Genomic DNA, 22020 nt, shown 5'->3' with positions numbered 1-22020 from the left:
ACACCACTCGGCGGTACTTTACAAACTAAAACTTGTTTTTGGTGTGCAACGGCCTGTGGCCGTTGCACACCAAACACTACGGAGAATATCTTGACTAGTCACACGAAAGGCTTATGGAAGCTTGCAGGATGGCTTCTTATTCTTGCCGCAACGTTCACCAGTTCCGGTACTGGCTTCTCCTCCCTCTCATTCATCCCCGCAGGTTTGATTTCTGCTGCCGTCGCCCTTCTTTGCTTTACTCCTAGCCCTCGCCAGAATGTTTTCCGCGGTCACACACTCCCGACCGCAAGCGCTCTCGTCTTGGCAATATTGGCGCTATCTGGACCTCTTCTTGGTTTTGTAGGAGCTCCCTGGGGCACCATCCGCGAGGGGCTGGTGGTGTGCGTTCTCGTAGTTCTCGGCGTAGACATACATCGATCAAAACTCCTTCCACGCAGTGTGAGTCGATGCATGTTGGCTGTAGTGCTGGTGACAGCGGCTCTCTGGGCATCATGGACGCTAGTCGGTCAGGAGATCGTTACTTCACCGTCAACTGCACCGATCTACGTCGCAACCTCACAGTTCATAATGGCTGCGTTACCTGCCTTTTTTGGCGGTGTGATTCTTCATTTCATACCGGTAAAAGAAATACACCAGCTCGATCAATAGAAGTTGCGGCCAGCCTAAGACGGTTAAGGTACGACGCCCAAGACGTCGTACCTTAACCGTCTGTACTATTTTTGGTTTCCTTCGTTGGCTTCGACAGCATGGGGGTTTACACCGAACAGAAAGGAACACGAACTATGGTCACCTTCACGCAACGAGTGACCACACCTGGCAGCAGATATCACACATACCGACCGGCAAATGGTCGCTAGCGCCCCGGGCGCTCCGAGCCATGACCTGAGACCGAACCGCCTTGCGGGCCGTGGCTTCGCAAGAAAGCCCGGTGCGTTTCCTCGACGCCCCTACGCAAGGTCTGAGACCAGCCGATGACGGCACCACGGAAAGAGCACCGGTAGCGAAGTCCATCGGGTGTGCGACGTAGCTCGATGAGCCCGTAGGGCTGTCCATCGTATTCGCGCAGCTCCCACCGGCCAGGTTCAAGCTCGTGCATTTCCAAGATGGGGTGCCAAGTCATATCAGCGACCGTATGAGGGGCCGGAGTGGGTATGGCCGGCCTCGGGGGTGAGAGGGGGCGTGTTCAACTGTTCCGCCCGTAGATCTTTCAGTCGACCCGCTAGCCGCTCAGCGAGCGTGAGCGGTTCCGGCATCGGCTGTGGCGTATCGCGGTTGAGCATGTAACCGCGGGGCTGGGTGGCTTGCTCAAAAACGGGTATCAGCGGCGTGGGGTCGATCCACAATCGGTCGTTCTGTGGCCGGCTCATTTCTGACGCATGGTTCCAAACGTCAGGATCGACGCGAGCGAAATCGAACGTGTACGGGGTTTGTTCCGCAACGTGCTCCATGAACACCTTCGAGGTGCGCCCGTTGCCTTCTCGGAATGGGTGAGCTTGAAAGCGAGAACTTTTCGATCTGATGCAACATGCGGTGGTTCCGCGTGTTTCCGGGCCTTTGGGTCGCCAGGATCGCGTCGGCTTGCCAGCGTGGTGGTGGAGTGAGGCGCGGTGACGCCGCCGGGTCACGTTCAGCCCCATGATTCCGGGCTGTTTGGCGAGGGCGTGATCCGCGTTGTGGGCCATGTCATCCATTCTAGCGTTGCGTTAGATGCAATAATGATGGGGTGGGTGAGGATGCGGAGGTGCTGCTGCTTCGGCAGCCGGGCATTGTGCCGTTGCACGAGGACGCGGCCGTTTTCGGCGGAATGCTCGATGGGTTCTCCCGCCAGCAGGTGAGTCGCGGTCTGGCGACGCAGACGATCCAGATGCGCCGCTGGCAGGTGGAGCGGTTCCAACGGTTCGCGGATTCGTACCCGTGGGAGTGGCTGCCGGGTGACGTCGAGGACTTCACCACGAGCCTGTTCAGCGGCCCGCGACCGTTGTCGCGTTCGACGGTGCGGATCTATCACCTGACGTTGCGCGCGTTCTGCGATTTCGTCACCGACCAGCGCTATGGGTGGGTGGCGGAGTGCCGATCACGGTTCGGGTCGGTGCCGACGCAGGTGTGCTTCGAGTGGAACACGGTCGCGCACACCGTCGATTTCGAGGGCACGCCGGGTCGGCGGCCGCTGGACTATGACGAACTGGACGCGCTGTTCGCCGTCGCTGACGCACGTGTGGAAACACTGCGGCAGCAGGGCCGCAAGGGCGCGCTGGCCGCGTTGCGGGATGCCCAGCTACTGAAGACGACTTATGCGTGGGGGCTACGTCGCCGCGAGGTGCTGGGGCTGGATGTGGTCGATCTGCGGACGAACGCGAAGACACCGCAGTGGGGTCGGTTCGGGCTACTGCACGTGCGGCACGGGAAGTCCTCGAAAGGGTCGATTCCCAAGCGCCGGTCGGTGTTGTCGCTCCCGGAGTTCGAGTGGGCGATCGACGGGCTGCGCCTCTACGTCGAGCAGGTGCGGGAGAAGTTCAACCCCGGCAACCATCTGGGGCTCTGGCCGACCGAGCGCGGCACCCGCGTCGGTGACCGTTACCTCGACCGGCGGTTCGCGCAGCTCCGCGACGAGGCTGGGCTGCCGAGCGAGCTGACCCTGCACAGCCTTCGCCACTCCTACGTGACGCACCTCATCGAGCTTGGTTATGCGGAGCAGTTCGTGCAGGCCCAGGTCGGGCACGCCTACGCGTCGACGACGGCGATCTACACCTCGGTGACCGACGACTACCGCAACCGTGTCCTGGCGGCGGCGATCGACAAGTTCTACTTCCCGGAAGGAAGCACCCGATGACGACGAAGACGATCACCTGGCGGCTGCGGACACTGATGGCCGAACGCGGAATGTTCAAGACCACAGACCTCCTCGAACCGCTGAACGCCGAAGGCGTCGCACTCTCCCGCGAGCAGGTCTTCCGGCTGGTGACCCAGACCCCGCAACGCCTCAACGTCGAGGTCCTCGCGGCACTCTGCACGATCCTGGACTGCACGCCCAGCGACCTACTCGTCCTCGAACAAGCCGCCGCACGGTCGGTGCAGGCGACGGGGACGAGCGGAAGGATCGAGGACATCGGAGACCTGCGCCCCGTCGCCGCGCGCATCCAGCGACCGAAGCTGTGACCACGACCCCACGCGGCACTCCACAGCCAAACGGGGTGTTCGGGCGTCGCGTCGCCGCCGCCCTGGCCGCCAAGGGCGTGACCGCACCGGAACCGGCCGTCATTGACGCGGCGGAGAGGATCGTGCAAGCGAGAGCGCGGAACGGGACGCTGCGGCTGCTGACCAGCGACGAGTTCAACCCCATCGAACTGCATGGGGAGACAACACCGAGTCAGGTGCAGACGCTGCTGGCGAATCTTGTCCGCGATGGCGCGACCGGCATCCGGTTGCCGCTCTGCCCGTCATGCCGCACCAGGAGAGTCGTCAAGGTCCGCAACGAGCAGGGTCAGCGCGAATGTTTCCGCTGCGCGCAGCGCCGCTCCTACGGGGAGTGCCCCGATTGTCTGCGGATGAAGAAGCTCACCGCCACCAACACCGATGGGCAGCGCGTCTGCCAGCGCTGCGGGCCGGAGGGCATGCCGACGTTCACCTGTGACGACTGCGGGAAGACCGTCACCACCGTCGGGCGCGTCGACGGGCGACGGGTCTGCCTGAACTGCTTCCCGAAGCGTCTGCGACTCTGCGTGTCGTGCGGTCAGGAGAAGAAGATCGCCGTGAACATCCTCCACGGCCCGCACTGCTTCGCCTGCCACAACCGCATCCTCCGCAACCCGGCACCCTGCCCCGGATGCGACGAGAAGCGCATCCTCGCGTTCCTCGGTGCCGACGACCTCCCGTGCTGCGCGGGCTGCGCCGGTCAGCCTCCTCGTTACGCCTGCCGACGCTGCGGCAGCGAAGAACACAACTACGGTCGCCTCTGCGGAAAGTGTGTCCTCAGCGATCGTTGCGACGATATCCTCACCGGCCCCGACGGTGAGTTCCTTCCTCCGATGCAGGCACTGCGTGACTACCTGCTCGCGCAGCCTCGCCCGGCCCAGATCATCAAGTGGCTGCACATGGGGCCGAGCACGGACCTGCTGCGTGACATCGCATCCGCGCGAGCCGCAATCGAGTCCATACTGGACGCGCCTCGACCGAGCAAGCCATTGATCTACCTGCGCACGCTTCTCCTCGACTCCGGTGCCCTGCCGCGCGATGCGGCGGCCACGCGGCAGCTGATGGCCTGGGCGACGCACACCATCGGCGGAGCCTCCGCCGAACACCGCCAAATGCTGCGCACCTACACTCGATGGGTGCTGATGCGCCGAGCCAGCCGAGATGCCGCAGGCGACATCGCTATCGGCGCAGCTCGGCACCTCAAAGCATCGCTGCGCGGCCTGATCACTTTCCTCACCTGGACTGAGGAACAACAGACGCCCCTGCACGCTCTCACCCAGGCGCAAATCGAGGAGTTCATCACCCTCCGCACCGCACGAGGATGGCTCCCGCAGTTCCTCACCTGGGCCGCCGAACGCGACATCACGCCCGAGCTCGACATCTCGACACTCCCGCGCCGAGAACCCACGATCAGCACGTCCGAAGAACACCTCGAAAACGTCATCCGCACCCTCACCACGGATCGCACAATCCCGCTCGATGCGCGCCTCGCGGCGCTGCTGATCGCGGTCTACGGACTCCCCGCAACCAAGACGCTCGCGCTGCGTCGCCGCCAGCTCCGCGACGAGAGCGACGGCCTCGACCTCCACATCGGAGACCGTCCGCTCACGTTGCCCGCGCCGATCACCCTGCTCGCTCGCGAGCAGCTCGACCTCCGACCCGACGCCGACGATGACGCATGGCTGTTCCCTGGCCGTCTCCCTGGGCAGCCTCTCGACCCGCAATACCTCTCACTTCGCCTGCGCCCTCTCGGCACCAGCATCTCCGCGCTACAGAACACCGCCCGGTTCCGGCTCGCCGGAGCCGTCCCCGCCAAAGTCCTCGCAGACGTACTCGATTTCGGCGTCGCCACCTTCGAAAACTACGCCCGCCTCGCCGGAGGCACCCGTGGTGACTACCCGGCCCTGCGCGCCACGGCACCAGCCATCCCCACCGGCCGGCGCCGCTGAACGCGACCTGCCACAGCACCGACACAGCCGCATTCCAGCCGCGTTGAGAAAAGCCCCGAAAATCCAGTAGACATAAGGCTATGACCGACTACCCCACGAACCATGATCTCGGCCGGATCGACGTCATCGAACTGGACGACACTCCTGCCCTGAGTCGTGACGTCACCCTCAACATCGCCACGATCCAAGCCGCCTGGCCCGACTTCGAGAGCTCCTTCGACTCAATACAGGGCCGCAGAATGATGGGACTGTTCTACGGCGAGAACGAGATATACCGCCTGTCCTCCACACGTCTTGGTCGAGACCACGACAACCCACTCGGCCTCGACGAGACCGTGATACCAGGCGGCAGCTACCTGCGCCTGCGCCTGCGCGGCACCGCCCCGTCTATCTACGAGAACATTGCCCCCGCATTCGACGCGCTCTTCGAACATGCAGACCACGACCCTGGACGGCCGCACATCGAGTACTACCGCCGCGAGGGCGAGGTCGACTGCCTCGTCCCGGTCAGCTCATCGAACTGACCTCAAACAAGGTGGATAGTTCTCACTCGGATAAGGCACTTCCACCGGTATTCACATAGGCGAAGATCACGCTGGCGTGGTTCACCAGGTTGTTGCGGGTCATTCTCCCCCAGTCGTGATCGCGCACGTATTCCTGCACGTCCGTCAGAACCTGAGAGACCTGCCCTCGTTGGGCAACAACGTCGGGTGCCACGCTGGCGTCTCGCACGTCCGCGAAACCCACCTGCCCGCCCTTACCGATATTGACGGCACGGATCTCTCCCGCCCATTCGTAGAGGTCTTGGAAGAGATAGCGGTGAATACTCTGCAGGTGCTCGGCGCCGTAGGTGCGTGCGATCCCGTCGCCGCCGTACTGCAGCTCGGAGCGTCGATCGGCGGTTCCCAGGTACTCCAACTCGCGGAGCACAAACATGTCCTTCGCGTCGAGCTTGTTGCGCAGCGTTCCTTGCCGGCTAAACGTGCTGTACGTGTCCTGGGCAGGAGAACGATTCTCACGTCGTGAAATCGGTCACTGGTTCGCTTCTGTGGCGCGTCGAAGGGCACGCTCGAGCATCTCTTCGCGGGAGATCTCACCTTTCGCGCACGCCGCCAGGTCAGTGACCGCGGCACGGTCGGGCGTCCACCCTTCATGCCAATTCGCGGCAACCGCTTGACGGATTCCGTCGCGGCTCCTCTCCGACATACCGGTGAACAGTTCCGGCCACAGCTGCACGACGTCGAACCCGGTGCCGGTCGCCTCGCGCGCCGCCTCGACACGGCTGACGCGTTCGTATGCGTCTCGCATCGAATTGCTCATGGATTTCTTCTTCCGCTTCGTTTGAGATTGTCGGCCGCGCGCCTTAGGGCGAACCCCGAGCTGCTTCTAGTCGTCTCCAGGAATGTTGGGGTTACGGCCGTGGAGAAGGACTAGGCGCTCAGCATCACCACCGCTATCAGAAGTGACAGCAAAGACTTGATAGAGACGAGCGTTCGAATGCGCAGCAGCCCACGCAAGCGCTTCGGCTGCATCAACGCAGTCCACCAGGTCCCAGGCGTCCAAGTTATACCCGTAATCAATGCCTGGGCGTTCCCAAAAGTAGACGCGATAAAGACGTGGTGAATATACATCCAGGTAATCGACAAGGACTACCGCTCGCGCCTTCATGGTGGCACATTCTGTCACAGAACTTGGCGGTTTACCGGGGTGGTAGACGTCGGCCCATCTACATGAAACCTACGGCGGCTAAGTGCGGCGGGATGGTCCAGCGCCCTGAGCTGAATCACCAAGGAGACAAGCGCGGCTTCTCGGCCAGCCCCTCCAAGTCGGCAGACATGCTGACGCGGGAATGGAGCGCAGAATAGACTCACCCTCGTGACCAACGAAGCCTCAAACTCCGCTCCCGTCCGCGTCCGGCCAGAAATCGCCTCGCTCCCGCCCTACAAGCAGGGCAAGCAGGCGGGTGCCGATGCCTTCAAGCTGTCGAGCAATGAGAACCCGTTTGAACCGCTGCCCGCGGTGGTCGATGCGATCCGCGCCGAGGTGACCATCAACCGCTATCCCGACGCCTCGGCCGGGCGCCTGCGTGCCCGCCTTGCCGAAAAGTATGGCGTTACCAGTGATGAGGTGCACGTCGGCTCCGGAAGTGTCGCTCTCATCGCGCAGCTGTTGCTTGCCGTCGCGGGCCCCGGGGATGAGGTGATCTTCGCTTGGCGCTCCTTCGAGGCCTACCCGGGTCTGACGCTGGTTCCGGGCGCCACGAGCGTCAAGGTTCCACTCACCGCCGACTTCGCGCATGACCTTGACGCCATGGCCGCCGCCGTCACCGACCGCACGCGCGCCATCATTCTCTGCACGCCCAATAACCCGACGGGCGGAACCATGTCGGCAGCCGCCGTGCGCGAGTTCCTTGCGAAGGTGCCGGGCGATGTGCTCGTCATGCTCGATGAGGCATACGCCGAATTCGTCACCGACCCCGACGCGGTCGACGGTGTGCGCGACGGCATTCTCGCCGACTTCCCCAACGTCGTCGTCTTGCGCACCTTCTCGAAGGCCTATGGCCTCGCGGGGCTCCGCGTCGGCTACGTGCTCGGCCACCAGCGCATTCTCGACGCCGCCCGCTCCACCGCGATTCCGCTGTCGGTCACGGCGCAGGCCGAGACCGCGGCTCTCGCGAGCCTCGACAACGAGGCGCAGCTCAAGGCGCGCGTTGCCGTTCTCGTCGAGCGCCGCACCCAACTGCTCGACCGCCTGCGCGCCGCCGGCATCATGGTTCCTGACTCCCAGGCCAACTTCGTGTGGCTCGCCTTCGGCGACGACACCATGGCCGCTGCCGCCGCATTTGAAGCCGGCGGCGTCATCGTGCGACCGTTCGCCGGCGAGGGCGTTCGCGTCTCCATTGGCGAGGCTGAATCTATTGATGTCATCGTGCGTATTGCGCAATCCGTTGTAGATACCCTCCCAGAAGGGCACCCGGTCCGGGGGCTAGCGTAGAACTGTGACTCGTACGAATACACCCGGTCTCGTTCGCGTCCTCGCCGCCGATGGCACGTTCGCGCCGACGGATGCGGCCGAACAGTTTCGTCCGATCATCGACGCGGTGAGTGACGAGCAACTCGAGCAGTTCTATCGCGAAATGGTGATCGTTCGCGGCTTCGATCGCGAGGCCACCAACCTGCAGCGTCAGGGCCAGCTCGCGCTGTGGCCGCCGAGTTTCGGCCAGGAGGCAGCCCAGGTGGGCTCCGCCTTCGCCGCCCGCAGCCAAGACACCCTCTTTCCGTCGTATCGCGAGCACGTCGTCGCGAAGATCCGCGGCGTCGACGTGATCGACATCGTTCGACTGATGCGCGGCCTCACGCACGGTGGCTGGAACCCCAACGACCCGAAAAACGGCAACACCCGCATCTACACCCTGGTGCTCGGCTCGCAGACGTTGCACGCAGCCGGCTTCGGTATGGGCCTCGTCTTCGACGGCAAGACCGGCACCGGCAACCCCGACACCGACCAGGCCGTGATCGCCTACTACGGCGACGGATCGTCCAGCCAGGGCGATGTACACGAGGCCATGGTCTTCGCCGCGAGCTACCAGGCGCCGACCGTCTTCTTCTTGCAGAACAACCAGTGGGCCATCTCCGTGCCGGTCAGCCGCCAGTCGCGCACGCCGCTGCACGAGCGTGCCGCCGGCTACATGCCCTCCTTCGAGGTCGATGGCAACGACGTGCTCGCCAGCTACGCCGTCTCCCGCTACGCGCTCGATGAGGCCCGCGCCGGCCACGGCCCGCAGGCCATCGAAGCCGTCACCTATCGCCGCGGTGCTCACACCACGAGCGATGACCCCACGAAGTACCGCACGAAGGATGAAGAAGAGGCGTGGGCCGAGCGCGACCCCATCGCTCGCATGCGCGCCTTCCTGGAAGGGCGAGGCGCGAGCGCCGAATTCTTCGAAGGCGTCGAAGAAGAGTCGCGTGATTTCAGTGCCGACATTCGCCGCCGCACGCTTGAACTGCCCGTACCCGGGCACGACAGCATGTTCACCCACGTCTACACCGACGATCACCCGCTGATGGCGGAACAACGCCGCTGGTTGGCGGAGTATGAGCAGACGTTCGAGGGAGGTGCAGCATGAGCGGAACCACGATGACCTTTTCAAAGGCGCTGAACGCTGGCATGCGCGCCGCGTTGGCGAACGATGACCGCGTGCTGCTGATGGGCGAAGACATTGGCCCCCTCGGCGGCGTCTTTCGCGTCACCGAAGGGTTGCAGGCCGAGTTTGGCGAGCAGCGCGTGCTGGACACGCCTCTCGCCGAGTCGGGAATCGTCGGAACCGCGATCGGGCTTGCCATGGCGGGCTTCCGTCCGGTGATTGAGATTCAGTTCGACGGATTCGTGTTTCCGGCGTTTGACCAGATCACCTCGCAACTGGCCAAACTCACCAACCGGCATGAAGGTTCCGTGCCTTTTCCCGTTGTGATTCGCATTCCGTATGGCGGCCACATTGGTGCGGTTGAGCACCACCAGGAGAGCCCCGAAGCGTACTTCGCGCACACTCCGGGGCTGCGGGTGATTAGCCCGTCGACGCCGAATGACGCGTACTGGATGATCCAGGAGGCCATCGCGTCGAACGACCCCGTGATCTTCATGGAGCCGAAGAGCCGGTACTGGCAGAGGGGTGAGGTTGACCTCGAGTCATCGGCCCTCCCCACTCACGCGAGCCGCGTGGTTCGCCGCGGCACCGACGTCACTCTGGTCGGCCACGGCGCCATGGTTTCGGTACTGCTGCAGGCCGCGGTGCTCGCCGAGAGCGAGGGCATCAGCTGCGAGGTTATTGACCTGCGTTCGCTGTCGCCCATCGACTACACGCCGATTCTTGACTCGGTGCGCCAAACCGGCCGCATGGTTTACGCGCAGGAGGCGCCCGGGCACGTCTCGGTCGGTAGCGAAGTGGCAGCCACGGTGATGGAGCGCGCGTTCTACTCGCTGGAGGCGCCCGTTATTCGGGTCTCGGGCTTTGACACGCCCTTCCCGCCAGCAAAGCTCGAAGGCACCTACCTGCCTGACCCTGACCGCGTGCTCGAAGCTGTCGACCGCGCTCTCGCGTACTGATCGGAGATATCATGGCGACGCAGACGTTTAACCTCCCCGATGTTGGTGAAGGTCTCACCGAGGCCGAAATCGTGCAGTGGCGCGTGAAGCCCGGTGACACCGTCGCCGTCAACGACGTGCTCGTCGAGATTGAGACGGCAAAGTCGCTGGTGGAGTTGCCGTCGCCGTTTGCCGGAACCATTGGCGACCTGCTGGTTGCCGAGGGCGTCACGGTCGAAGTGGGCGCTCCGATTATTACCGTCGCCGATGGTTCCGACTCGCCTTCCGCCCCGGCCACGCCTGCGGCCGCGAGCGAGGGCGGCGGTTCGGTGCTGGTCGGCTACGGAACCATGGGTGAGGTGAAGTCGCGTCGCCGCAAGGTGGTGCAAGACCCGGTGGTTTCCAGTGCCGGCGTGATCGCGAAGCCGCCGATTCGCAAGCTCGCGCGTGACCTCGGCGTTGACCTCACGCACGTGGCGGGCACCGGTCCTGCCGGTGAAGTGACCCGCGATGACGTCGTCGGCCAGGCGTCGCAGGCCAGCGTCTTCCGCAACATTCAGACCCCGCAGTGGGGTGCGGAGCGGGAGGAGACCATCGTTGTCTCCCCCACGGCCGCAGCCGATGGTTCCGCCGACGATGACCGCCAGGAGACGATTCCGGTGCGGGGCGTGCGCAAGGTGACCAGCGCTGCCATGGTGCGCTCGGCGTATTCGGCGCCGCACGTCACGGTGTGGAAAGACGTTGATGCGTCGCGCACGATGGAGCTCGTCAAGCGGATGAAGGCTTCGCCCGACTTCGCGGAGATTCGCGTTTCGCCGCTGCTCATCATGGCGCGCGCGGTGATTTGGGCCGCGCAGCGCACACCGATGGTGAACGCCGCGTGGGTCGACGGCGACGACGGCGCCTCAATCGTGGTGCGCAACTACGTCAACCTCGGTATCGCCGCGGCGACGCCGCGCGGACTCGTGGTTCCCAACATCAAAGACGCGCAGAACCTGTCGATGCGTGAGCTCGCGCGGGCGCTCGAAAAGCTGACGCTGACGGCGCGTGAGGGCAAGACGACGCCTGCCGATCAGCAGCAGGGCACTATCACCATCACCAACATTGGCGTGTTTGGTATGGACGCCGGAACCCCGATTCTGAACCCCGGTGAGTCAGGGATTGTGGCGCTCGGCTCGATCACGCAGAAGCCGTGGGTTGTTGACGGCGAGGTGCGCCCGCGCTGGGTGACGACGGTGTCTGGATCGTTCGATCACCGCGTGATCGACGGCGACGGCATGAGCCGCTTCATCGCCGACGTTGCCTCGATCCTGGAAGAGCCCGCGCTGCTACTTGACTAGTGCAAGGCGACCCTGATGTTGCTTCTTCTTCAATCGACGTGAGATCACTCGAGCGAAGGTGATTTGAAACGACGGCATCAATCCCGGTAAACACGGGGTGCGCCCAACCCTTCGGCTGGAATCGGCGAGAGTCTGCTCGCATACGGTGACGTCGCCCGCGAATTGCCACGGGCGACGTCGGGCACCCGCCCTTCGCTACACTCCAGCCATGGACAACACCTCCCCGCGCGTCGTGGTTTTTGGGCCGGCATCGTGGAACCAGATGGTGATGCTTGACCGGTTGCCCGAGCCCGTGCCGCACATGCAGTTTGCCAATGATTCGTGGCACACGGTGGGTGGAACCAGTGCGGGCAAGGCGCTGCACCTCACGTCGTTGGGTGTTGACCCCATGCTGCACACACTGCTCGCGAATGATGGCGACGGCCGCCGCGTCGCCGACGCGCTACGGGGCGCTGGCGTCGCATTGACCGTGCACGAGGCCGACCGCACCGAACGGCACCTCAACCTCATGACGCCCCACGGCGAACGGGTGAGTCTGTATCTCGCGACCCCCGCGCCAGCCACCGTGCACCAGCAAGCCGAACTGCTTGCCGCGCTTCGTGGTTCCGACCATGCCGTCATCGACCTCACCGAAACCGGGCGTCTGCTGATCGCCCGCGTTCGCGAGGCCGAACACCCGCCCACCATCTGGGTTGACCTGCACGATTACGACGGCATGGCTGATTTTCATGAACCGTTTCTGCGTGCCGCCGACGTGGTGTTCATGAACGGCGACGCGACGGATGACCCCGAGGCGCTGATCCGCTCGTGCGTCGCGCGCGGCCCGGCCCTCGCCGTGTGCACACTAGGGGCCGAGGGCTCCATTGCCGTTGCCGTTGACGGAACCACGGCGCGGGTAAAAGCCGAGCCGATTGTTGACATCGTGGACACGAATGGCGCCGGCGACGCGTTTATGGCTGGGTTCTTGGCCGCGCACATCGCCGGCGCGACGCTGAACGAGAGCCTTGCCGCGGCAGCGCGACAGGCTCGAACAGCCCTAGAAACGAAGCATCTTCACCCGCTGCTTGACGCCATCGAGGGGTAGCGCGCCTCGTAAGGAACACCCCTTTTCGCCGGTGACCCCTCATTCTTGTGCGTTCGGCCCCGCCAACCAGGCGAGGGATGCGACCACCAGGGCGCTCGTGCCGACGTCGAGAGTGGGCTGGATGACCGGCGCGAACTTCGGTGAATGGTTGTACGGAATGTCCTTTTCGATGGTCCCCGCTTTCGCGGCCGCGGCAAATTGTTCCGGGTCGATTCCGCCCAGACCCCAGTAGGTATATGGCGCGCCGAGCGCGTCGGGGATGTCGCTGAAGTCTTCGCTCGCGGTCTGCAACGCCAGCTCGGTGGAACCGTTGCCGAAGTAGGCGTCGAAGGCCGTGCGGACGGTCGCGGTCGTCGCCGCGTCGTTGATCGTCGGGGGAAACTCGTCGAGCGCGACGAAGTCGGGCGGTTGCGGAGCGTTCGACGACGACGCCTCGTTGTTGATGATCTCGTGAATGCTGTCGAGCACGGTCTGGCGAGCACGGCGTCGTCGGGGATCACATTGCCCTTGTCGCCGGCGTGGAAGCTGCCGACGGTGACGACCGCGGTTTCGGTTGGCGCGATCTCGCGAGACACGATCGACTGCAACCTCACGACCGCCATCGCGGCCATCACGATCGGATCCACCGTCGCCTGCGGGCTGGCGCCGTGCCCGCCACGCCCATGCAACGTCACGCGCAAGGTGTCCCCAGCCGAGAGCACGGCGCCGCTGCGCGTGCCGACCGTGCCAGCGGCCAACGGCAAGACCTGCTGTGCCAGTGCAACATCAACGTGCCCGACAATGTCAGCGAGGTGATCTTCGACCATTCCCGAGGCGCCGTTGCCGACCTCCTCAGCTGGCTGGAACAGGGCGATGAGGGTTCCCGACCAAGCCTCAGTGTGGTCCGACATCAGCCGAGAAGCCCCCAGCAGGCAGGTGATGTGAATATCGTGTCCGCATGCGTGCGCCACCGGAACCGTCTTGCCCTGCGGATCCGTCGCCACCGCGGTGCTGGCGTACGGTAGCCCCGTGTCTTCTTTCACGGGCAACGCGTCCAGCTCGGAGCGCAGCAACACCGACGGTCCGTCGCCATTGCGCAATACGCCCACGACCCCGGTTCCGCCGACCTTCTCGGTCACCGTGAAGCCGGCATCTCGCAGATGCTGCGCAACAGTCTTGGCCGTCTCGACCTCTTGGTGAGACAACTCGGGGTGCTCGTGGATGTGTTTGTAGAGCGGCTCCTGCCACGCCCGTACTCCCGGCAGCCCGCTCAAGACCGTCGCCGTCGCAGATTGTGTTCCCATAGCGTCCCCCTTTGGTTAGAGGGAGATTAACCCACGCGGGGCCGAATGGCACGACTATGGCGAAACCCGAAAAAATCCCGGTGAACGAGGCATCTGCTCCCGCTGTTTACCGTCACCGAGGAGTAGCGCATGCGGCCGCCTCTGCACGCGGCACCATTGACGCGCCTCTCACGAGGGTGGGAGACTGGTACTCGAGAAGTATTGGAAACGTTTCCAAATTACCGAGTGCGGTTCAAAGAGGAGCCTTCATGCCTATGTCTCGTTCGCGTCGCGCGGTGTTATCCGCCGCTGGCGCCCTCGCCCTGACCCTGTCGGTGCTCGCCGTACCGGCAGCAGCGACCGCCGCTGAAGGAGGGGAGATCATGATGGCGCAGGCGCCAGATACCGCCGCGGGAGCCGTCGACTTCGCGATATACACCCCGCCCGGCTACGCCGAGTCAGAAGAGCGGTACCCCACGCTGTATCTGCTGCATGGTCGCGGCGACACGATGGCGGCGTGGCAGCAGGTGAAGGGTGACCTTGACCAAATGATCACCGACGGAGAGATCGCACCGATGATCGTCGTGATGCCTGACTCGCCTTGGTCAAGCCGCGGCAACTGGTACACCGACTCGCTATATACCGGCGATCAAGGCGCGGGTGCTGCCGTCGAGACCGCGCTGGCCATCGACCTCGTTGACTACGTCGATGACAACTACCGCACCGTTGATGACCGTCACGCGCGTGCGGTCGGTGGCTACTCCATGGGTGGCGCCGGCGCGTTGCGGTTTGCGCTTGCTCACCAACAGACCTTCTCGGCTGGACTCATTTTGAGCCCCGCCGCGTACCAGGGCGCACCGCCTGCCGATTCGTCGGCGCGTGAATACGGCGCGTACGGCGTCGGCGATGCGCTGTACGACCACGCCCGGTACGAAGAGTTGTCCTACGAGACGGCGCTCGCCAGCTTCGACCCCGCCATGCCCGTGCACCTCTACCTCGGTGTGGGCGATGATGAGTGGGCAAACCCTGACCCGGCCGATGCCATGCACGATCTCGACATGGCCACACATCTCGTCTATTCGGCGGCCCGCCGCACACCCGGTGTAACCGCAGAACTGCGGGTCATTGATGGCGGACATGACTGGGGCGTGTGGCAGTCGGCCTTCCGTGATGGCGTGCAAGATCTCAACGGTTACCTCCGCACCACGCCTCCCGCAACCTGGGAAGCCGAGCTACTGGGTACCGCGGGAGACGATCGCGCGAGCGGCATTGTTGAGCTTGAAGACGGCGGAACCATCGTCGCCTTCACCGTGGCAGACGCGTTTGACGGCGTGGCATACGCGGGCGGCATGGACGTGATCGTGCAGCGTCGCGACGCCGATGGAGCCGTGCTGTGGAACGCTCCCATCGCCACTCCAGCCAACGATCGCGCTTACGGCGTTGTGCCCAATGGTTCCGGAGGCTTTATCGTGGCCGGGTTCACGCGCTCTGACAATGCCGGTGAGCCGGGCTCGAGTGATCAGATCTTTGCTGCATCGCTCAGCGGCGACGGTGAGCAGCAATGGATCACGCGCTTTGGCGACCCCGATGCCGCCGACCGCGCCTACGCGGTTGCCTCCGATGGCGCCGGTGGCGTGTACCTCGCGGGGTATACCGGCGGCGCTGCCGTCACCCCGAGCACGGGCGACAAAGACGTGCTGTTGGTGCGCATCGGTGAAGACGGGGAGGTGCTGTGGGCTGACCAGTTCGGCTCAACCGGTGAAGACAAGGGCCAGGGCGTGAGCCTTGCACCCGACGGCGGCGCGTATGTCACAGGCATCGCAGGCAACGCGCTGCCGGGTGTAACCAGTGCCGGCGGCGTGGACGCCTACGTCGCGAAGTACTCGCCAACGGGCGAACGTGAATGGTTGACGCAGTTTGGAACTGCCGAAACCGATCAGGCCTGGGCCGCCGTCACCCGCGAAGGCGGGGTCTACGTTGTTGGCCACACCAAGGGTGCACTGGGTGATGCGAACCTCGGTGACCACGATATGTACGTCGCCGCGTTCGATGAGGCAGGTACTCGTGAGTGGGCGACGCAGTTCGGAACCACCACCGACGACCGCGCGATCGGTGGTGTTCTGGGGGCAGATGGTGGGCTCATGGTCGTCGGTGTTTCGTACGGAGCGATGGTCGAGTCGCTTGGCGGCGTCGACATTGTGACCGCAGAGATTTCGTCGACGGGCACCGTGGGAGCTCTCACGCAGTTCGGCTCATTCGAGCGTGACGGCGCCGACGAATGGGATGACCCCAACCTTTTCGCGGCCTCCGGATCGGTATGGATCAGCGGGCTGACCTATGGCGCCCCGACCGGCACGACCAACGCCGGTTCGGGTGACGTTTTCATCGCCCACCTGCCCTACGACTCCGCGGAAACCGATGGTGGCGGCGGCGGGCCAACGCCAACCACACCGGGTACGCCAAGCGGTGAACCCGGCGGTGGAGATGGTGCCGACGGTGCCGCTAGCGGTGGCGGAACCAGTGGCGGGCTCGCGTCAACGGGTGCGGTGATGGTTCCAGCGTTCAGCATCCTTGCCACCCTCGCCATCGCGCTGGGAGTGATCATGCGCCGCCGTCACCGCGGCACGCTGACCCACTGATGTGTGGTGGTCGCCCTGTTGCAGTCGAGCTAAAACCTGCCCAACTGCAGCAGGGCGATTGTGCCAGAGCCGATGGTGGCGCGAGCCGCCGGGTTTTCGGCGTAGTAGGTGATCAGCTCGGTCAGCACGACGGGATCGCTCGCCAAGTCTCGTGACGCCCAGGAGAAGGTTCCGCTGTTCGCCAGCACGCTGGCACGCTCCGCCGCAAACGTCGCACCGCCGATGGCGGGCCAGTCGGCGCTGCCGCCCGTGCGGGGCAGGGTGAGGCTCACAGTCGTGGGAGTGAGGGTGAGAGATGCGCCGCCGGAACCACGCCACGCGCGGATTCCGGGCAGGATGATGGCCGCGCCGATGGCGAAGAACGCCACCGAACCAAACCGGCCGACGCCGGAGAAGACGGCTTCACCGCTGTCGCCATAGAGCTCGCCGCTCACAAGCAACGCAACGAGGCTGGCGAGCATCAGAACGCCGACGGGCGCCAGCCAACGCATGAGGGAACGCGCACCGGTTCCGGCATCAAACGTCACGCCGTCTGCCGTGACGCGTGCGCGCACGACGAGCGGTCGCGTGTCTCGTACTTTTGCGATGAGCATGCCGATGCTCAAGCCGATCAGCGCCAGCACACTCGCGGCAAAAAGCGCGACGACGACGGAGCCGGTGGCAATCGTCACGGCCCCCAACCACGCGGTAACGATGATGGCCAGGATCGCGGCGACGATGAGGAGGGGAGCGACACCGCCCTTTGGCGGATGCCAACCCCGGCGGTTGCTGATCGTGATTTCGGTGGCGGTTAGTTCCACAAGCCATCCCATGCTTTGCCGATGCCGTGCCCGACATCTCCCACGAACTCGGTGGTGTTGTCCCAGGCATCTTCGGCAAAGTCGGTGGTGGCGTCCCAACCGTCGCGCATACCCGCGTCGATTGCCTCGCGCACATCTTGCGGCACCCAGCTCTCATACGCCCAGACGGCACCCGCACCGACGCCGATAGCAATCGCAGCGCCCGCCGCTACCGGCACCCACACCGGGGCGGTAATGCCGGCCGCGACAAGACCCGCGCCAACAAGGGCGCCGCCGACGATGCCGCCGGCGGTTCCGGCAAGAATTTCAACGCCAACCGCGCTGGGTGATCCGTCGCCTTCTAGGGCCTTCACCAGGTCAACGCCGTCGATGACCCAGCCGACCCCGGGCACCCACTTCGCCGTCTTGCCCAGCTTGCTCGCGAGCTCTTCAACTTCGCTTGCCTGCCAGCGCAATGCGTGCGGGTTCGCCGCCTCGGCGGCTGCACGCACCGCGGGGTTTCCGGAGCGGAGCTTGCGAACCCAATCATCGGCCTCCGTACGCAGGCGTTCGCCCTCGCCCTTGAGAAACTCGGCGTTCTCCTTCCAGAGGTCACCCTGAAAGCCGATGTACTCCTTGGGAATATCAGCCCCAGCCTCGCCGAGCGCCTCAAGAGCCGTGGTCAACGCGCTATCAGCGGGGATGGTTCCGGCGAAGGCATCGAGGTTCTCATGAACCCACACTTCCAACTCGCCCCACCAAGAGCCGACGTCTTCGGCAATACGGTTGTACGTCTTAACGCGGTCTTGGTAGCGCTGCCAGGCATTCCAGTTGGGGTCGTCCCGGTCAGTGACCTCGTAGCTGGTGGGCGGAACCGGCGCGCTAATTTTGTCGCCCGAGACCGACAGCCCATCGCTCTTGGCCTTCTCGCGGTGCCCGGCAAAATCGCTCTGCATGCGCTCCAGCTGCCCGGCATAGGCGCGCAGTTTCTCGGCTCCGTCACCGGCGAAGCTCATCAGCTCGCCGCTGGCATCGCCGACGTCGTGCAGGAGCGAAACGTAGGCATCGGCTGAGGCTCCATACCAGTGCGATCGGACCGAGGTGGGAACCACGTCGCCTACGGTCTCTGAAACCTCAAGCACGCCTTTGAAGGAGGGGTCAAGCAGTTCGGCCGCCGCCTTGATCTGCGAAGGAGTGCCCGGAACGAAAGTGTCGATGACGCTCATTTGTCGTCTTCTACTTCGTCGGCGAGGCGCGAGATGCTCGCGCTGACATCCTCTTCGGTCTTGGTTGCGTCGTTCGCGATACCTCGCACCAGTGCTCCGAGGGTGCCATGCACCCGATACGCGGCATCGACAGGGTCAACCAGCTTGGCGACAATCGTCGCGACGGCATCAGAACCGAGTCCGGCATCGATTGACCGCGGCGTCTTGCTTAGCGCCTTCTTGGCTTCTTCGGCCACAAGCTCATGTGCTTCGGCATGCTTCTTCATGACCTGTGGGTCCATCGAGATTTGCGTCATGCGATTGCTCCGTCCGCGCGGTACATCTCGGGTACCTCGAGGTCGAAGATGACCACATCAAACGGCTGTTCCTTCTTCAAGGTGTCAAGCTCGTCGGTGCGCATCACGATCCACGCCTGATTGGGCCCCGCGAGGTCGAGCAGGCGGTCAAGCGACGAGTAGGTCAGCAGCGCTTGACGGCCGTCGCGCAGTTCGCGAATTTCGGCTGCCATCTCGGTGCCTTCGTTGCGCGTGCGAATCGCAACATAGAGCACCGGCGGAACGACGGACGGAGTGGTCATTTTGTATCCCCTTTTCACCTGATCCGACTTCACTGTAGAGGCAGCAACTATTGAGTCGCTGAAAATCGCAGATCGTGCCCGCGCTCATCGACCGCAGTTGATAACGATTCTCATTAACGTTAGGGTGGAGTAATGCATCGTTCCGCACCACTCGCACTGATCGCCCTGTCTGCCCTCACCCTCGCGGGCTGTGCTGCCACCCCGGCCGCCTCCGAAGGCAAGATTCAGGTGGTGGCATCGACGAGCGTGTACGGCAGCATCGTTGAGCAGATCGGCGGCGAGCACGTTGATGTGACCTCGCTGATCTCGTCTGCCGCACAAGACCCGCACGAGTATGAGCCATCGTCAAAAGACAAGCTACTCATCAATCGTGCCGACCTGGTCGTGAGCAATGGCGGTGGCTACGACGGCTTTATCGCCGGTCTCATCACCAGCGATGACCTGCCGGTGATCGAGGCCGTCGACTTCGCGCCGGACTACCCGGGCAACGACGAGCACGACGATGTCGTTGACGACGAGCACGACGATGTCGTTGTCGACGAGCACGCGCATGACGATGAGACCGCCGCCGAGCACGCCGAGCACGAGCACGACGACGCGACAGAAGAGGCCGACACCGACGATGCGGCAGAAGAGACCGAAGTGGCCGACGGGCACGACGACCACGCGGGTCACAACCACATCGCCGGATTCAATGAGCACGTCTGGTACGACCCTGCCGTGATCGCTGGCCTCGCAACAGACGTGGCAGAGCACCTTGGCGAGCTTGACCCCGAAAATGCCGCGACCTACGCGCAAAACGCCGAGGCTCTGCACGCCGAGCTCGACACCCTGACCGACGACATCGCGGCTGTCGCTGCCACCCAGCCGCACACCCACATTCTGGTCACCGAGCCTGTCGCACTGCGCCTCACCGACCTGATGGGCCTGCACAACAGCACGCCGAGCGCCTTCCTTGAGGCTGTCGAAGAGGGGCAGGATGTTGCGCCCGCGACCCTGCTTGAAACGCTGAAGGTACTTGAAGATGATGGAATTGCTGCTGTGATCGCGAATACGCAGACCGGCGGCAACGAGACCGAACGCATTATCGACGAGGCCGAAGCGGCCAATATTCCGGTGCTGGAATTCGCCGAAGTGCTCCCTGACGGTCTCACCTACGTCGAGTGGATGGCCGGCAACATCGACACCCTCGCAGACGCGCTGGGCGCAGCCTCGTGAGCGCACCTCTCCAGATTGTCGGCGGCGCGCTACACCGCGACGGCCGCACCCTGTGGGCAGGCCTTGATCTGACCGTGCACCCCGGCGAACTCATCGCGGTGCTCGGGCCCAGCGGATCAGGAAAGACGAGTCTGGTACGCGCGATTCTGGGGCTCGACAAGTTGAGCGCCGGAACCATCAGCGTGCTGGATACGCCGGTAACGCACAAGGGCAATCGCCGCATCGGGTACATTCCGCAGCAGCGCCCGCTTCCACCCGATACCTCGCTGCGCGGACGCGATCTCATCATGCTCGGTGTCACCGGGCACCGCTTCGGTTTTCCGGTGCGACGCAAGGCCGACGCGCAGCGCGTCGAACGACTGATTGACGCGGTTGATGCCCGCTCGTTTGCTGATCGCCCGGTCGGTCAGCTCTCCGGTGGCGAACAGCAGCGCCTCCGCGCCGGCCAGGCTCTCGCCGACGAGCCAGGGCTCTTGCTCTGCGACGAACCCCTCACCAGCCTCGACCTCGCCAATCAACAGGGCCTGGTGGCGTTGCTGGATCAGTACCGCCGCCGCACGCAGGCGGGCGTATTGCTGGTGACGCACGACATCAACCCGGTGCTCGACTCCGTCGATCGCATTCTGTACCTTGCGGGCGGCAAATTCACCCTCGGAACCCCGGCTGAGGTTCTCAACAGTGAGGTGCTGAGCGATCTCTACGGCGCACCCGTCGAGGTGCTGCGCGCGGGTGGGCGGCTCGTCGTCGTTGGCGCCCCCGACGCCGGCGAGGCACACTGCCATGCCGAAGCCGACGCCCACGGAGGAGACCAGTGAACTGGGATGACATTGCCGAGCTGATGTTCGGTGGCCTGCCGTTTTATGGCGAGGTGCTTGGCCTGGTGTGGATGTCGATTGTTGCCGGCGCCGTGCTTGGTCTTGTCGGCGGCCTCATTGGCACGTTTGTGATGCAACGCGATATGGCTTTTGCCGTTCACGGCATCAGCGAGCTTTCTTTTGCCGGTGCCGCCGCGGCCCTGCTCATCGGCGCCGATGTCGTCACGGGCTCTGTCATTGGTTCCGTCATCGCAGCCGCCATCATCGGCCTGATGGGCGCCAAGGCGCGCGAGCGCAACTCCGTGATCGGCGTGCTGATGCCGTTTGGTCTCGGTCTCGGCGTGCTGTTTCTCAGCCTCTACGATGGCCGTAGCTCCAACCGCTTTAGTCTGCTGACCGGTCAGATTGTGTCGGTGCAGAGCCCCCAGTTGGCATCGCTGCTGGCGATTTCTGCCGTCGTGCTCATTGGCCTGCTGTTGATGTGGCGACCATTGCGGTTCGACTCCCTCGACCCGCAATCGGCCGCTGCCCGCGGCGTTCCGACCACGTTCGTATCGCTCGCGTTCATGGTGCTGCTCGGCCTGATCGTCGCCGTCGCCGTTCACATTGTGGGCGCGCTGCTGGTGATGGCGCTCATCGTGACCCCCGCCGCAGCCGCGATGCGCGTGGCGACTGGCCCGGTTGCCGTTCCGCTGCTGGCGGCCGCGTTTGGTGTGGTCTCAGCCGTTGGCGGCATCTTGCTCGCGGTGATGGGAACGCTGCCCGTCAGCCCGTACATCACCACCGTGAGCTTCGTCATCTATCTCGTCTGCCGCATGGTTGGCGCTCGCCGCGATCGCGTCTTGCGGCTGCCATAA

22 protein-coding genes and 1 pseudogene are annotated in these 22020 nt (G+C 64.2%); 14 read left to right on the top strand and 9 right to left on the bottom strand.

All coding sequences use genetic code 11. The features are described 5' to 3' along the window. Positions 1–648: hypothetical protein (locus tag FVP60_RS13135; RefSeq protein WP_222705893.1), on the top strand; the 648-nt coding region annotated here is incomplete at its 5' end. A gap of 473 nt (positions 649–1121) precedes the next feature. Here the strand turns inward: FVP60_RS13135 and FVP60_RS13005 are convergent. Then, the gene (locus tag FVP60_RS13005) at positions 1122–1448 is read right to left on the bottom strand and encodes a hypothetical protein (protein WP_187240585.1); all 327 of its coding nucleotides are present in this window, start codon (positions 1446–1448) and stop codon (positions 1122–1124) included. Between the two features lie 275 nt (positions 1449–1723). Here FVP60_RS13005 and FVP60_RS06775 point away from each other — a divergent pair, with 275 nt between their 5' ends. The 4 genes from FVP60_RS06775 to FVP60_RS06760 all read left to right on the top strand — a co-directional run bounded on the left by FVP60_RS06775 (position 1724) and on the right by FVP60_RS06760 (position 5665). Further along, positions 1724–2830 carry a tyrosine-type recombinase/integrase gene (locus FVP60_RS06775; protein ID WP_246132478.1) on the top strand — a complete coding sequence of 369 codons (1107 nt, stop codon included), beginning with the start codon at positions 1724–1726 and terminating at the stop codon, positions 2828–2830. Then, on the top strand, positions 2827–3156 hold the full coding sequence (locus FVP60_RS06770; protein WP_147825443.1) for a helix-turn-helix domain-containing protein: 330 nt from the start codon (positions 2827–2829) through the stop codon (positions 3154–3156). Before FVP60_RS06775 ends, FVP60_RS06770 begins: the two co-directional genes overlap by 4 nt. 35 nt (positions 3157–3191) lie before the next feature. Further along, positions 3192–5141 carry a hypothetical protein gene (locus FVP60_RS06765; protein ID WP_147825442.1) on the top strand — a complete coding sequence of 650 codons (1950 nt, stop codon included), beginning with the start codon at positions 3192–3194 and terminating at the stop codon, positions 5139–5141. An 80-nt stretch (positions 5142–5221) separates the two neighbouring features. Beyond that, entirely contained in the window at positions 5222–5665 is a 444-nt protein-coding gene (locus FVP60_RS06760; RefSeq protein WP_147825441.1) for a GyrI-like domain-containing protein, read from the top strand. Between the two features lie 22 nt (positions 5666–5687). Here FVP60_RS06760 and FVP60_RS06755 read toward each other — a convergent pair whose 3' ends face one another. Together FVP60_RS06755 and FVP60_RS06750 are read right to left on the bottom strand one after the other, a co-directional pair. After that, positions 5688–6071 (bottom strand): Fic family protein, encoded by a 384-nt coding sequence (locus FVP60_RS06755; protein WP_147825440.1) that lies wholly within the window; start codon positions 6069–6071, stop codon positions 5688–5690. A gap of 102 nt (positions 6072–6173) precedes the next feature. Next, positions 6174–6461, bottom strand: coding sequence for an antitoxin VbhA family protein (locus FVP60_RS06750; RefSeq protein ID WP_147825439.1), 288 nt, complete (start codon positions 6459–6461; stop codon positions 6174–6176). A 555-nt stretch (positions 6462–7016) separates the two neighbouring features. Between FVP60_RS06750 and FVP60_RS06745 the strand changes: the two genes are divergently transcribed. The 5 genes from FVP60_RS06745 (at position 7017) to FVP60_RS06725 (ending at position 12647) form a co-directional block, all read left to right on the top strand. After that, positions 7017–8135, top strand: a complete 1119-nt coding sequence (locus tag FVP60_RS06745) for a histidinol-phosphate transaminase (RefSeq protein ID WP_147825438.1) — start codon at positions 7017–7019, stop codon at positions 8133–8135. A 4-nt stretch (positions 8136–8139) separates the two neighbouring features. Further along, the gene (locus tag FVP60_RS06740) at positions 8140–9267 is read left to right on the top strand and encodes a thiamine pyrophosphate-dependent enzyme (RefSeq protein WP_147825437.1); all 1128 of its coding nucleotides are present in this window, start codon (positions 8140–8142) and stop codon (positions 9265–9267) included. Then, the gene (locus FVP60_RS06735; RefSeq protein ID WP_147825436.1) at positions 9264–10244 is read left to right on the top strand and encodes an alpha-ketoacid dehydrogenase subunit beta; all 981 of its coding nucleotides are present in this window, start codon (positions 9264–9266) and stop codon (positions 10242–10244) included. The genes FVP60_RS06740 and FVP60_RS06735 overlap by 4 nt, the downstream gene beginning before the upstream one ends. An 11-nt stretch (positions 10245–10255) precedes the next feature. Then, a complete protein-coding gene (locus FVP60_RS06730; protein ID WP_147825435.1) occupies positions 10256–11563 on the top strand; it encodes a dihydrolipoamide acetyltransferase family protein in 1308 nt (435 codons plus the stop codon). A gap of 208 nt (positions 11564–11771) precedes the next feature. Then, on the top strand, positions 11772–12647 hold the full coding sequence (locus FVP60_RS06725) for a carbohydrate kinase family protein (RefSeq protein WP_147825434.1): 876 nt from the start codon (positions 11772–11774) through the stop codon (positions 12645–12647). Positions 12648–12686: 39 nt separating this feature from the next. Here FVP60_RS06725 and FVP60_RS13320 read toward each other — a convergent pair whose 3' ends face one another. Next, a complete protein-coding gene (locus FVP60_RS13320; protein WP_342779450.1) occupies positions 12687–13115 on the bottom strand; it encodes a zinc-binding metallopeptidase family protein in 429 nt (142 codons plus the stop codon). A gap of 68 nt (positions 13116–13183) precedes the next feature. Continuing rightward, positions 13184–13930, bottom strand: a pseudogene (locus FVP60_RS13315) (amidohydrolase); the annotation flags it as partial. Between the two features lie 248 nt (positions 13931–14178). Between FVP60_RS13315 and FVP60_RS06715 the strand changes: the two are divergent. Beyond that, positions 14179–16548: an alpha/beta hydrolase-fold protein gene (locus tag FVP60_RS06715; protein WP_187240584.1), complete on the top strand. Its 2370-nt coding sequence runs from the start codon at positions 14179–14181 to the stop codon at positions 16546–16548. A 29-nt stretch (positions 16549–16577) separates the two neighbouring features. Here the strand turns inward: FVP60_RS06715 and FVP60_RS06710 are convergent, their stop codons facing one another. From FVP60_RS06710 to FVP60_RS06695, 4 genes are read right to left on the bottom strand one after another with little or no spacing between them, the layout of a single operon-like run. Continuing rightward, positions 16578–17360 (bottom strand): hypothetical protein, encoded by a 783-nt coding sequence (locus FVP60_RS06710; RefSeq protein ID WP_147825432.1) that lies wholly within the window; start codon positions 17358–17360, stop codon positions 16578–16580. Further along, entirely contained in the window at positions 17339–18553 is a 1215-nt protein-coding gene (locus FVP60_RS06705; protein ID WP_147825431.1) for a hypothetical protein, read from the bottom strand. The genes FVP60_RS06710 and FVP60_RS06705 overlap by 22 nt, the downstream gene beginning before the upstream one ends. Then, positions 18550–18849 (bottom strand): hypothetical protein, encoded by a 300-nt coding sequence (locus FVP60_RS06700; RefSeq protein ID WP_147825430.1) that lies wholly within the window; start codon positions 18847–18849, stop codon positions 18550–18552. Before FVP60_RS06700 ends, FVP60_RS06705 begins: the two co-directional genes overlap by 4 nt. After that, on the bottom strand, positions 18846–19130 hold the full coding sequence (locus tag FVP60_RS06695; RefSeq protein WP_147825429.1) for an SAV_915 family protein: 285 nt from the start codon (positions 19128–19130) through the stop codon (positions 18846–18848). The genes FVP60_RS06700 and FVP60_RS06695 overlap by 4 nt, the downstream gene beginning before the upstream one ends. Positions 19131–19262: 132 nt before the next feature. Between FVP60_RS06695 and FVP60_RS06690 the strand changes: the two genes are divergently transcribed. From FVP60_RS06690 to FVP60_RS06680, 3 genes are read left to right on the top strand one after another with little or no spacing between them, the layout of a single operon-like run. Beyond that, entirely contained in the window at positions 19263–20348 is a 1086-nt protein-coding gene (locus FVP60_RS06690) for a metal ABC transporter substrate-binding protein (protein ID WP_147825428.1), read from the top strand. Further along, the gene (locus FVP60_RS06685) at positions 20345–21163 is read left to right on the top strand and encodes a metal ABC transporter ATP-binding protein (protein ID WP_147825427.1); all 819 of its coding nucleotides are present in this window, start codon (positions 20345–20347) and stop codon (positions 21161–21163) included. The genes FVP60_RS06690 and FVP60_RS06685 overlap by 4 nt, the downstream gene beginning before the upstream one ends. Further along, a complete protein-coding gene (locus FVP60_RS06680; RefSeq protein WP_147825426.1) occupies positions 21160–22020 on the top strand; it encodes a metal ABC transporter permease in 861 nt (286 codons plus the stop codon). Before FVP60_RS06685 ends, FVP60_RS06680 begins: the two co-directional genes overlap by 4 nt.

Origin of the sequence: Microbacterium mitrae (assembly GCF_008017445.1) — a bacterium.
In the GTDB taxonomy this organism is placed as follows: domain Bacteria; phylum Actinomycetota; class Actinomycetes; order Actinomycetales; family Microbacteriaceae; genus Microbacterium; species Microbacterium mitrae.
The sequence above is the reverse complement of the archived record's forward strand: the minus strand, read 5'-3'. Positions and strand labels throughout refer to the sequence as shown.